Annotated in this window: 9 protein-coding genes; 2 read left to right on the forward strand and 7 right to left on the reverse strand. The window is 46.1% G+C overall.

The window, feature by feature from the left end:
* The first annotated feature begins 121 nt into the window (after nt 1–121).
* On the forward strand, nt 122–1,123 hold the full coding sequence (locus L4D19_RS07040; RefSeq protein WP_428451844.1) for an adenosine deaminase: 1,002 nt from the start codon (nt 122–124) through the stop codon (nt 1,121–1,123).
* Nucleotides 1,124–1,186: 63 nt separating this feature from the next.
* On the opposite strand, the gene L4D19_RS07045 is transcribed toward L4D19_RS07040, so the two are convergent.
* From L4D19_RS07045 to L4D19_RS07065, 5 genes are all read right to left on the reverse strand, one after another.
* Nucleotides 1,187–3,730 (reverse strand): Ig-like domain-containing protein, encoded by a 2,544-nt coding sequence (locus L4D19_RS07045; protein WP_428451845.1) that lies wholly within the window; start codon nt 3,728–3,730, stop codon nt 1,187–1,189.
* 351 nt (nt 3,731–4,081) lie between these two features.
* Nucleotides 4,082–4,396, reverse strand: a complete 315-nt coding sequence (locus L4D19_RS07050) for a hypothetical protein (RefSeq protein WP_160650682.1) — start codon at nt 4,394–4,396, stop codon at nt 4,082–4,084.
* A 169-nt stretch (nt 4,397–4,565) separates the two neighbouring features.
* The gene (locus L4D19_RS07055; protein ID WP_428451846.1) at nt 4,566–4,805 is read right to left on the reverse strand and encodes a hypothetical protein; all 240 of its coding nucleotides are present in this window, start codon (nt 4,803–4,805) and stop codon (nt 4,566–4,568) included.
* A 188-nt stretch (nt 4,806–4,993) separates the two neighbouring features.
* The gene (locus tag L4D19_RS07060; protein ID WP_428451847.1) at nt 4,994–5,704 is read right to left on the reverse strand and encodes an SGNH/GDSL hydrolase family protein; all 711 of its coding nucleotides are present in this window, start codon (nt 5,702–5,704) and stop codon (nt 4,994–4,996) included.
* 189 nt (nt 5,705–5,893) lie between these two features.
* Nucleotides 5,894–7,978: a hypothetical protein gene (locus tag L4D19_RS07065; RefSeq protein WP_428451848.1), complete on the reverse strand. Its 2,085-nt coding sequence runs from the start codon at nt 7,976–7,978 to the stop codon at nt 5,894–5,896.
* Between the two features lie 1,130 nt (nt 7,979–9,108).
* Here L4D19_RS07065 and L4D19_RS07070 point away from each other — a divergent pair.
* Nucleotides 9,109–11,022 (forward strand): methyl-accepting chemotaxis protein, encoded by a 1,914-nt coding sequence (locus tag L4D19_RS07070; RefSeq protein WP_428451849.1) that lies wholly within the window; start codon nt 9,109–9,111, stop codon nt 11,020–11,022.
* 44 nt (nt 11,023–11,066) lie between these two features.
* Here the strand turns inward: L4D19_RS07070 and L4D19_RS07075 are convergent, their stop codons facing one another.
* Nucleotides 11,067–12,044, reverse strand: coding sequence for a CE1 family esterase (locus L4D19_RS07075; protein ID WP_428451850.1), 978 nt, complete (start codon nt 12,042–12,044; stop codon nt 11,067–11,069).
* 119 nt (nt 12,045–12,163) lie between these two features.
* Nucleotides 12,164–13,048, reverse strand: coding sequence for an AraC family transcriptional regulator (locus L4D19_RS07080; protein ID WP_428451851.1), 885 nt, complete (start codon nt 13,046–13,048; stop codon nt 12,164–12,166).
* Nucleotides 13,049–13,119 lie beyond the last annotated feature (71 nt).

A 13,119-nucleotide genomic window follows, 5' to 3' on the forward strand; every position in this document is an offset into this window, starting at 1 on the left:
CATTTGCAAGAACGGTAAAGCTGTGAAAAACTAAAAACTGTTGTTATAGATGAACTTACTGTCTAGGTGTTTATCAACACAATTTCGTATAACCCCATTAATAGGGCGTGGGGAGCATGATATGAAAGAATTTATTTGTGGTTTACCCAAAGTTGAACTTCACCTTCATATTGAAGGTTCGCTTGAGCCTGAGCTTATGTTTGAGCTTGCTAAACGTAATCAGGTAGCGATTCCGTATAATACGCCTCAAGAAGTGCGTGATGCCTATGAGTTTCATAACTTACAGTCTTTTCTCGATATCTATTACCAGGGCGCGAACGTACTTATTCATGAACAGGACTTTTTCGATTTAACCTGGGCTTATCTTCTCCGTTGCCGAGAAGATAACGTTTTGCATACTGAGATATTCTTCGATCCCCAAACGCACACTAGCCGGGGGATAGAGTTCGATACCGTGATTAGTGGGATCCATCGCGCGCTTGTTCAGGCCCAGCATGAACTGGGGATCACCAGTCAGCTGATCATGTGTTTCTTGCGTCACCTTGACGAGGAGTCGGCTTTTGAAACGCTGGAGCAGGCATTGCCGCATAAGGATAAGATAATTGCTGTTGGGCTTGATTCATCTGAGCTGGGGCATCCACCGCAAAAGTTTGAAAATGTATTTCAAAAGGCTTTGACTGAAGGCTTCCTGACAGTGGCTCATGCTGGCGAAGAAGGGCCGGCGCAAAATATTGATGATGCTTTAGCATTACTGGGAACTGCGCGCATAGATCATGGTGTACGTTGTGTCGAAGATGAAACGCTGGTGGATCGGTTAATTGAAGATAAAGTACCGTTGACCGTTTGCCCATTATCCAATACCAAGCTTAAAGTCTTTGAGGATATGGATCAGCACAATGTTGTTGACCTACTTCGTCGGGGGGTGTGCGTGACGTTGAATTCGGACGATCCAGCGTATTTCGGTGGGTATATGAATGCCAACTTCCTTGCCGTTGCCAAAGCGCATCCGATGAGCAAAGAAGAACTCGCACAGTTTACATTGAACGCCATCGAAGCCAGTTTCATTTCGGAGAGTGAAAAACTTCGTCTCCAGAAAGAGACACTGACCTATTTGACACAGTAAATGATGAATAAAGAAGCTCAGGGCACTGCAGTCCTGAGCTTCCTATAAGTCTTAATTGGTTTTCTATTTTCCGTTCATAGCCTTGAGTTTGTCACCCACAGGGCCAGAGAAGTTATAGCCGTCGTGTTTGTCCCAGTTAATAGACCATGTCATCACACCGCCGAAGTTTGGATACAGCTTAGTCGGGATAACCGTTCCGCAACCTGTTCCTAGTGTTAGACAGTCAAGGGCGCTGACGATGTTTTGTATCGGGGCCTGGCCGGAGTTAGCCGAGCTTGGACCGGAAGGCAGCCCAATGGCAACCTGATCATCGCGGAGTGGCTGGAACATAGTGCCGTCAGCAAGCTCGAATCCTTCGACGAGCATTTTTGCCGACGCGACCATCATATCAACCGAACCTTCAGGTGCTGCGCCCGGCATGTATGGATTGGCTAATCCACCATTGTTGTAAAGCTGAACATGTAACAGGTTCAGCATGTCTCTAAGTTGATCGATAACCGGAATATAGGCTCCCCAGATACCTGAGTAGGCAATCATCCCACCTTGAACATAAGGGTGTTCCGGAGCCATGGTGAGGTACATGTTTCCGCCTGTATTGGCCTCAATCTGCTTTAGCGCTCGTGGCAGACGCGCCTGAATTTGGGTGCCGTGCAGAAGGTTGGAACCACTTTCCAAGTCGATATCCAAGCCGTCAAAGCCCCATTCTTTAATGATCTGGCTGAGACTGTTGACGAAGTTGACTTCATCCGCGTCTGTGTTGAGCGTAATAGTACCTTCGGCTCCGCCAAGAGACAGAACAATGACTTTTCCCTGAGCCCGCAAGTCACGGACATCTTGTTTGAAGTGCTCTGGACTTAGCGCCGGGCAGGTGCTGTGGATGTCACCGGCATAGAGGTTGAAATGTACGGTACCGTCACTGTTTCGGTCATTGTCTGCAAAGGCTATATCAATCACATCCCACGCCGGAGAAATGTCTCGAAGGCGCATTGGGCAGCCGGCACCGTTGACGAAGTTGTGCCAATAGCCAATGAGTTTATGCTTAGTGGCTGATTGTTCGATAACCTTGACGCTGGCTGTAGCAGAAATGGCCGTCGCGCCGTGTGTATCGGTTGCTATGGCCATGACGTTATAGCTACCTGCAGAGCCGGCAGTCCAGCTGGTTGTATAGGGTGCCGTTGTATCAGTAGCGACTATGGTGCCGTTGACCTGGAAATCCACCTTTTGTACGGAACCATTGAGTGATTCCGCAGTAGCCGCGAAATTAAAGGCCTGGCCTAAGCTGACAGTCGTCCCACTGGCCGGAGAGGTCAGGCTGGTAACAAGAGCTTGGTCGCTGATGCTTACCAGAACAGAAGACTCCCCGTTATTCCCTTCGTTATCGGTGGCGACTGCTTTAATCGCGACATCACCAAGTCCCGCGGCTTGCCAGTTGGCGGAGAAGGGGGCTGTGGTATCCGTACCGATACTTTGGTTGCCTGCATAGAACTGAACTTGGCTAATTGTGCCGTCTGCATCTGTTGCCTGAGCATTGATGGTAACGGTACTTCCTGCCAATACCGTACTGTTATCGGCGGGCGAGGTTATACTGACTTCAGGCACAATGGCACAGATACCCAGATCCGTCCAAGCATCAGCCCAGTACTGGCCTTTACCCGGCTCATAGGCCCATGCCGAATCTGACGAACACCAGCCTGCTACATCACAGTGATATTTATGGTTATTATGCTGGACGATATTGCCGACTAGGTACGCCTGGCCTGCAATATAGGCGGGTATACCGACGCATCCTCCCCCCGTGTTTCCATCGCTGACAGCAACGGTAACAATTTCACTGAAGGTATAGGCATTATCTATATCGGTTGCTTTGGCCTTGAAACTACGGATACCCGCTTGTGCGGTCCATAGATATTCATAAGGGGCACTCGTGTCCGTCCCAATAATTTGGTCATCAATATAGAAATCAACTTTAGCGACAGGTCCTTTGTCATCAGTTGCGTTTGCTGTGAGGGTAATACTGTTGCCGGCAACGATTTGTGATGATGCTGTAGGGTTGATTAGGTCAATCGAAGGCGGTAGGTTGCCGGTGGCACTGACAACCGTAATAGTAACCGTGTCACTGTTGGTTGCCCCTTGATTATCAGTCACTATTGCTTCGATCTGATGATTACCGATTTCCGATTTCCAGTTCAGCGTGTACGGGGGAGCGGAAATGACGCCAAGTGATTGTGTTCCCAGCAAGAATTCGACGCTGTCGACAGTACCGTCAGTATCACTGGCAGTCGCGGTCAGTATTACAATATCTTTTTCGGTAAATTGTGCATTGGCCAGAGGGGAGGTGAGGGTCACAATGGGGAGTTGATTGCCGGGGTTTGTGTCGCACTGACCAAGATTGGTCCACTCTTGCCACGGTCCAGAATGGTTTGCCGGATCATTGCCGATATTCCACCAATTGGCCTCATAAGCTATATTCTTGCTCTGAACTTGTGTACCGGTGTTATAAGCCGTTCCTTGTTCCCAGACCGTGAGTTGCGAACAATTGACTGCATAGGCTTGACCGGCGGCACTAATACTTAACAGTATTGCCGTTGCCATCAACGATTTTTGCATAATAAAGTTCCTATCAAAGTATCCTTAGAATGTTAGATAAAGTCGCTGTTTACCCATATCACTCAGCGAAGCCTCCTCCCTATGTTGCAAGCATCGAGGTGGCGTGCAGTAATCATTAGTGCCTAAGAGTATTATTGATAATGAAACTATGGATATTATTCTATACTTCAAGCGCTTATCACATCAGTGATAAGCAAGGGGGAAATTCTGGATAGGATATTGCGAGTGAGTTTATATTTTCGACAGGCTCAAAAAGCAGCGAGAGTTTTGCTATAGGCATACTAGGTCAGAAAGGTGAGGTCAACACTTCACCTTTCAGCTTCATTGAATCGGTTATCGTGGAGTTAGTTACTAACTATATTTACCCCAGTCGCGTTTGACGAACCAGTTTGTTGGCCAGGAAACAAATTCATCTGGTGAAAATTCATCACCTAAAATCTCCATGTCGACAATGCGCTCAGGGAGTAAAGAAAGAATATGATGGCGGTGGTCACTTTCAAAATCCCATAGGTGATAACGATCAGACTGGTTTTGAGCCAACCGTCTTGGACCAAAGTCCATTGGCGCACAGGTTCTTATCAGTTTCTGGCCATTTTCTTTCGAGATAAACGTTAGACGCACCATTTTTTTGTTTTGAATAGCATCAACGAAGTGACTTTGATCCATAGTAAACTCCTAACAACATGTGTCGCTTGTGCATATGGTAGAAGAACCATGCATAAAAAACTGAGAGAATACTCTAAAAAGTGTTAACGCTATGTTTGTCGAGGCTGATTCTGAAGGGGCTAGGCATTTTACCGAATCGTCACCATCGCTGGTGGCGATTCGACATCTGTTAATGACGCATTATTTTAGAGTTGGTTTTCTCTGGGTGCTTCATCAGGTGGGTATGGCGATTAGTAGCCGTTTGAGCCATATTATCGAGTATTCTGCCCATATCTGACGTGTGCAAACATTCAACAACACTCGGTTCGCGTTTCAGGTTGGTGCCGAGCTCATAATGACACTCTCTTTCAGGATAGAAATCGATATCGCTGTCTCTGAATTTCTTGGAGTCGGTTATGTCGTTGAACATAGATGCAACGGTGTGGCAGAAGACATCATAAACATCATTTGTACTTCTGGCTGTATTTATTTTATTCCTAAAATTTGGAGTATATGTTCTTTCCAATTTGGAATATGAGATGTGAGAGGGCATGTTTCCTGCCTCCTTCGCGCCTTGGCTATAGTTACCTATTAACTATAGGTCGGCAGGGAACTGAGTCAATCTGAGCTCCAACGCGCCTTAATCACTTCGGCAATTGTCGCTCCCCAGAACTGGTATATCTCGGGTCCGGGATGAAAACCGTCGATAGCCATCTGCTCAGGCTTGAGGCGGTAGTTGAGGTCGATTAACTCGCAATCGTTCTGTGTGGCAGCCCAACGGGTAAGTTGGCGGTTAAATGCTTTGGCTTTGCTTCCCAGGTACCAACGCAAGGGATGGGGTAACGCCGGAAACTGCTCCATCGGCGGGATTTTAGTCAATATGATCTGTCGACAAGAAAAATGAGTACGGATTTGCGTAACAAGGGCTTTTTGTTGTTGTAGCCATCTGATTGAACTTAAAGGCTTGGTAACGTCGTTGACGCCGAGCGAGACAATCACAATATCATAGGCTTGTTTGGGATGTTGAGAAAGGGTGGAGCGAGTGTCTCTTGTCGTGGAACCTGACTTGGCATGAAGCTGCCATTCTAGCTTGAAATGACTGCTTAGCTGATTGACTACATTGCCTGATAGTGCCTGAGATTGATCCTCGGCACCGACACCTGCTGCAGCCGAGTCGCCGACCAGTAATAAACGAAGCACTCTTCCTTGCCCGGCACTACCGCTTCGTGGACCGGAAGCCTCTTCCAGTTTTGGGGTCACCTTGCGAACATAACGGCCCTGAACAATGAACACCGGTGCCATCAGTAGTAGAATCAGATTGTGAATCATATTTTTCTCCTACGTAGAAGTCCATAGCCATGGAAAAAGTGTCTTCTAGCATAGGATTAATTATTAGCTGTACTGGTCTGATTTTTCTATTTCAATAATAAAAAGAGGCCAAAAACCAGGTTGCCATTATTGGGAAGCAACCATAATTTTTGGCCATCAATTTATCGGCTGTTGATTTACAAGCGTATATTACTTATTGGCAGCTGGCTGGACTTCACCATGGACGACCCAAGGCTCGTCAGCAACTGTCAGACTGTCTTTATCCTGCCAGGTGGTAGTGATAGTCGGGATATTTACTGCAGTTGGTAGTGTCAGCAGCGATGCTCCGGCTAGATTCAACCCTGAATTTGTACAGTCAGCGGCACCACCAGCGGCTGGCAAGAAGCGTTTGTCGATACCCGTTGCTTTCAGTACATAACGGTTGCCATTGGTGTCGGTATAGACTTCGGTACCGTCAGCAATACTGAACTGTGCGTCCCACTGGCCATTAGTCTGATTCCATGGAATGCCATGTAAATTACCCGGACCGTGGTACTCAAGCATGACCTGGGTGTTGTTATTGCTGGATTCACCATTGCGATCATTTGCTGTGGTGTGGGTATAAATAAAGTTGATAGCTTTATCAAACTCATAGAAGCTCTGGTCAGTCTGATTTTGCAGCATGGTTAGCTGGCTCCAGCTGTCTAGCCCCATTTCCCAGCGATAGGTAACTACGCTCTGTCCATTAAGATCATCCCAGCTGGTTACCGAACTTGCATCAGAGCTAAGGACAAATTCGCCGCTTGACGCGCCCCAGAAGTCTTGGTCATTGCTAAGATCTGCACGGGTAAAGTTCAGTTTAACAGGCTGTCCTGACAGTTTTAGTGTCATATCCGCCGGATCGATGGTATAGGCGATGCCTGTTGAAGAGGGGTCTTCGTAGGCCTGAGTGAAGGTCCAGTTAATAGCATCATTCATGCTGACGTTGCTTTGCGGACAGCTGCCGTAACAGGTTAAACCAATCGAACCGCTGTTAAAGATGGCATCATTAGCGCGGACAGTTTCACTGGTTGTGTAAGCGACTCGGTGTGCACCACTGCCGTTACCTAGGTAATTGACGTTTTGGCGCAGTAGAGGAGACCAGAAGTAAGTATTTTGCGTAATACCGGCGTCAACACCGTCCGGACTGCCTGAGCCATTGTCAGTCTGGAACTGACCCGCACTTTCAACCCAGTAGACTGTCACTGAGTTGCTGCCTGTCCAGTATTCGAAAGCCTCACCGTCTTTTAGATCGCGTTGACCTTTTGTCTGGCGAACCAGTTTGCCAGGCGCTGTAACTACGTTGTAGCTAACACCGTTTTCATCAGTAATTGTGGTAGGAGCAACGTAACCCGGCTGGTGTTCTTCTTCTGTCCATAGTCCCCATTCACCGATAAATCCGTGCTGGGGCTGGCCGTTGATATTGGAGATATATTCAAAATTGAATCCAGCTTTAATATCTAGCAGGGCACCAGTGGCAAGATTAAAGAGCGAATAGCTATGAACGTTTTCGCGAGGGTTGTTTCGGCTTAGGCAAACCTCAGGGTTACTGCCTACTTGCTTAAAGTAGAAGTTTTCGTTGTACGCCAGTTTGTATTCAACAGGTACCGGCGGGCTCTGACTCCAGTCGATGCCCTGTGTCTTACCGCGGCCGCTGTTGCCCTGGGCATCGTCAATTTGTACGATGGCAGCTTGTTCAATGGTGTTACTACCTTCCTCGAAGGTATTGATCAGGCTGATGACGTTCTGACCGTTCTGAACACTAATGTTCAGGTCACCTTTGTCGCCACCTGTCGCATGTTTAAAGGTAAACTGCAGCTCACCAAAAGGGCTGTTCGGGCCAGGTGCTGCCGAAACCGTGGTGTTGATAATGTATTGTCCATCTTGCTCTTCAGAGTCCTGGAACCATACTTCAACTTCCTGAGGGCTGTTGCTGTTGGCACGCTTGGAGCTAACGACAACTTCCGAGTAGGAAATTTTACTGGCGGCCTGTGAGCTGGAGTCATCCTGGCGTTGCTCACACTGTGCTGAGTCGACCAAAGCCCGGTAATCGGCATTGGCAAAATGCTCGGCACCGGTAGCTTTCATGATACATAGCAGCATGTTAGCCATATTAAGCGGCTCGGCGGCTTGCTCTCCGACATAGCTGTCAGCAATGGTGTTTGAGTAGTCGGTGCCCGGATCGCTAAAATTAGCAGTAGTGGAAGCTGAAAAGAGGGCGCTGGTGATTGCCGCTGCTAAAGATATCTTATTCATATCAAGTCCTTTTTGTTATTATTGTTAGTTAACGACACTGACTGTTGATGGAGTGCTAATCCCACTAACGGCTTGGTCTGCTTCGCTGGAACTTCCTCCCCCGCTGTTACAAGCAGTAAGAACAAAACTTAATGTAATTAAACATAACAAGTGCTTTAATAATTTCATTGATATATCCCTTTTAATACACGTCATGTATTCGCTTGGTTTAATATGCCCAAGCTAAAAGTCAATTTATAAGTTGCTGAAAATTGGAAAGTAGAAAAACTAATGTATATTGATATGAAATCCATTTAATTTATTTGTCGCTGTACGTGATTATTATAATCCTGRTGAATAATAAAATCACAGAGAAGTTTTATTGTCTTTTTAATATTGTGCGAAAGAACAATATTAGTTAATTAATTGACGACTAAATCAGCCAGACAATATCATTATCGCCAAAAAAATGACGATAAAAACGAATTGAAAGCGCTGTGATATATTAGTTTAATAACTCTATTCTAATGGAATATTGTATCCCAATAAGATTGATTTTGAGATTGCTGCTTGATTATCAATGCCTTGATGGCTTTTCGGGACCTTTTGAGACGGCGGGTATTGTATGGGGGTAATCACAAAGAAAACGTCAGTGTGATCTTAATTCAATAAATTGTTTTTCATTATTTAGAATTTAAAATCTAGTGTCTTTATTCTATATTTACTTTTAGTAAATTATGTTTTGTTTAGCATGCTGCATATCTTTAAATATATCTATCAATTGTTGTTTCGTTACAATGAGATGTAACAGTTTTGATTGAATTTTGGTCAGTGGTGACAAGTTTAATTGTAGTGTTCACTGTGATGAATAACACCCAATAGCCTTATGTATAAATACAATCGGCAATAAGTATTAGCAGCAAGGTTAAGTGATAACTTGTTAGGTGGTCTAGATATATATTTATATTGACTACGAAATACAGTCATTTGTTACTAATTTGATTCTGTATTCCTTAATGGCATATTGTTGTGTTTATTATACATGCATGTCAGTATTTTTGTGACTTGGGCGTGATAAATTAGTGTAATCATATGCAATCATTATCCTGAATAATTGTTTTTGGCGTAATTAGAAGAGTAGTGGATGTATTGTGAACATATTATCAAGCTTTAAAGGCCGAATCATATCGGTCGCAGTCTTGTTGTTGGTAGCCTCATTGGCTATCTCGTCTTTTTTATCCTACCGGCAGCTGTCTTCCTCGATTCTGAGGAACATTGATGAATATTCAATGCTTAAAATTGACAGTTCGTCAGACAGAATCACAGATTGGTTTCAAACCATTAAGGAAGGTGTCATTGCCACCGCACCCGATTTCGCTATCGATCGGAGTGACTTGCAAATCACCTTAATGGTGAAACAAATTGCGAGCGTATCTAAGGCCTCAGACTTTGTTGTAGGTTTTGAAGATGGTCGCTCTTACGGCGCCAAAAGTGGTATGCGTAGCCTGGCATTGTACGATCCCCGAGTCCGTGGCTGGTACAAAGCAGCCAAGCAAAAGCGGAGTACTGTCATTACTGGTATCTATAAAGGAGCATCTTCTGGAAAGTTGATGATCAGTATTGCAGAACCATTCTTTTACGAAGATAAGTTCCGTGGTGTTTTGCTCGCAGATCTGGATTTGGATTTGCTGAGCGAAGTCGTCAACGAGTCTCCCTTCCCTGGTGCGATGACCGGATTGTATGACGATAAGGGTACAACCGTCGCTTCAACGGGAGAGGTGGATGTTCCTGGTAAGACAAAGCTCTCAGACTTTCCTGAACTGGCAGAACTAGAACGCCAGGTGCTCTCTAAAGAGCAGGGGATTTTCGATTATAGTCTGGGAGGGGTCGACAAGATTGCTTACTTTAAGGAGATTGTTCTCGACGAAGAAAACAGCTGGCACCTTCTGGTGGGTATCGATCAGTCTGTCGCTCACGCCGAGGTTGATGAGGCAGTGAATACCTCGTTGGCAACAGCAGGAATATTGCTGGTGTTTGCGATTGCGATTATTCTGGTTGTTCTAAATCGAATTTATCGTCCAATCCTGGATCTAAAATCGACTATCGTCGAGCTTTCACAAGGTAATGGCGATCTTACCCGTCGCCTTGATGTCTATACCAATGATGATTTAGGGCAGATAGCAGAAGCGGTGAATACCTTTATTGGTAACCTGCAGGCAATGATGCTGGAGGTCTCTCAGTCTACCGAGCATATTTCAGATGGGATACAGCAGCTTAAAACCCAAACGGAACTCAATAACAATGTCCTTACCGCTCACTATTCAGAAACCGAGCAGGTCGTCACAGCCGTTAACGAGATGAGCTCAACAGCTGAAAGTGTTTCTCAGAGTGCTTCTCAGTCGGCGTCATTTACCCAGAAGACCAGTGAAGAGGCTGAGCAGTCTAAGCGTGTGGTTGATGGGGCGGTGAGCAGCGTTGCGGCTTTAATTGACGAAGTCGAGTCAATGGCGATGAGTATTCAGGCTATGAACGAAGATACCCAGAAGATTGGCTCTGTTCTTGGTGTTATCGGTGGAATTGCCGATCAGACCAATTTGCTGGCTCTTAACGCTGCCATTGAAGCCGCACGTGCCGGTGAGCACGGACGCGGTTTTGCCGTTGTTGCTGATGAAGTACGGGCATTGGCGGCAAGAACACAGCAGAGTACTTCTGAAATCAATGAGATGCTGAGCAATTTGCGCAACGGGGCAAGCTCGGTTGTCGCAGCCATGGATGTGACGAAAAATAGCTGTCAGCAAACGGCGGATACAACGTCGAATGTGACTGAGAGCCTTGATTCGATGGCGACATCTGTTGTCGAAATCAACGATCTCGGTATTCAGATTGCGGCAGCAGCCGAGCAACAAAGTACGGTGACTGAGGAGATCAGCCGCAACATGATGGCAATTCAGGAGATGGTTAGCCAGCTGACAGATAACGGTACTCAAACTATGGACAGTACCAACAACCTTGCCAGCAGCAACGAGCAATTAGTCGCGATTGTGAACCAGTTTAAGCTTCAGTAGTTACTGGATAGTTAACCTGCAATGATAAACCCAGAGCCGTCACGTCAGTGGCGGCTTTGTTTGTTTATTGACATAAAGAAGGAAACAACTACTTCCGGACCGTTAATATCGTTGTTCTTGTTACCCAAGAGGCGAGGCAAATCTGGCGTGTTACTGCCCGGGAAATTGTGGCCGCCGCCTTCGATAGCATACAAGATCACGTCAGCGTGATTGCTAGCGCACTGATAGCGAACGACTCTGACGACTGAGCCATCTGTCTTATCTGTATCAGGCAGCATTTCAACAGAGGTGACGGATGAACATTGGTTAAGTTTCCTCCATAATTTCAACGTTTCGTCCGTTGATAACACATTTCCCATTTTCTTACGCATAAAACGGACGGTACCACCTTGCCATGGCATCATTGGATCCTGGGTTCCGTTCATTAATAGCATTGGTAGCGGTGAGCCTGGACGGCAGGTGTTGGCTAGCTTTGCTGGCATGTTGGCAATGACAGGAGCAATGGCAGTGAGCTTGTTGCTGGCTTCGCAGCCCATTCGGAGTGTCATCATGCCGCCATTGGAAAGGCCTGTCATGTAGACTCTGCTCGGGTCGACATTGTGGGTATCTATAAGATGATCGATCAGTGCGCTGAGAAAGCCGACATCGTCAATGAGAATGATCTTGTCAGATTTTCTGGCTGTTTTTCCACGGCCGTCGTTCCACTGCGCATCGATACCATTGGGGTAGGCAACAAAAAAACCTTTCTGGTCTGCGAGTTTATTGTACCCGGTTCTCTCCGCCAGTTCGTCTCCGTCGGCTCTGCCTCCGCCATGTAGGGCCAGTAGTAAGGGAAATTGATCGGAAGATGTGTGTTGAGGCGGTAGATGCAGGTAGAAGCTTCGTTGTCGGCCGTCATGATGGATTGTTTCCAGACGAAGGCCATCATGAGGCGATTGCTTGGCAAAAACATATGAGCTTATAGCTGATAATAATATAACAAGCAGAGCGAAGCCGAGTCGTGAATAGGGTAGTTTAGTCATCCTTGGACTCCTAATGCTGAAATATATTTTCATGTGTACTTTTGTTGTGTATCGGCGCCGATGATACAAATTGAAGTTGCTTAAATCATTACGCCGATTGCCCTTTTATCTAGTACTATTTATTTTAGTGGTAGGTAGATGTCTGTTACTAATTCATGCTCCGCAACTTCGGGGAAGAAGTTCAAATAATGAAAGAAGCAGGGGAAATCGCGTAACTCCTCATCACTTTCAGGCAGCCATTGCCCATAGAGATAATGGACTTTGCTATCTAGGTCATCATGTGAACCATGATGCCTGATAACTGCGCATCGTCCAGCAGGAAGGGTTTTGTTTATAATCCCATGGGTGGTAGTGCCGATCGCTTGTTTGACTTCACCACAAATATCGAAGCGAAAGTCCTCAGGGGCCGTGACCTTAGGATCGTCATAGATGATGCCAAAGGTTCTGCTGCTGGTAATCGGTGAGAGTCCGGTTGATTTGCGCCATTCAATAAACTGGCTTGCCGATTCGTTGACGCGTTCCGGCGCTGCACGATGCTCTTTTACTGCCACTTTGGCCTCTTCGAAGAATATGATTTCTACCTTCATGTGTCTCTCCAATGCTCTTTCACGGTGATGATACTGTTGATTCCAGTGCAACCAATTGGGTTGGTTGCGGAACTCAGAAGGCGACTGGCCAAACTCCTTTTTAAATGCCCGAGCGAAGGATTCCGGGTACTCAAATTTCGCATCAAGCGCAATATCAATAATGCGCGTCTTCTGATGGAAAACCAGTTGATAGGCTGCGCGTTTGAGTCTCAGTTGCTGGACAAATTTGAATACATTGATCCCCATGTAATGGCTGAACTGCCGATGGAAGTGATATTTAGAGAAATGTGCCACTTTGCTGAGCTCGGCAACAGTTAACTCCTCATCGAGGTGTGAATGGATGTAGTTACAGATTTCATCGATTCTTTGCTGGTAATTCTCATTTACTTCCAATGTATGGCCTGTCGTTGCTTTCACGGTATGTTCCAGTTCGTCTTCTGATTGCTTGCTAGTATCGCCTTGAAGAAGGCAAATATCCTGACAGATAT

It is taken from the genome of Photobacterium kasasachensis (assembly GCF_050336885.1).
GTDB lineage: Bacteria > Pseudomonadota > Gammaproteobacteria > Enterobacterales > Vibrionaceae > Photobacterium > Photobacterium kasasachensis.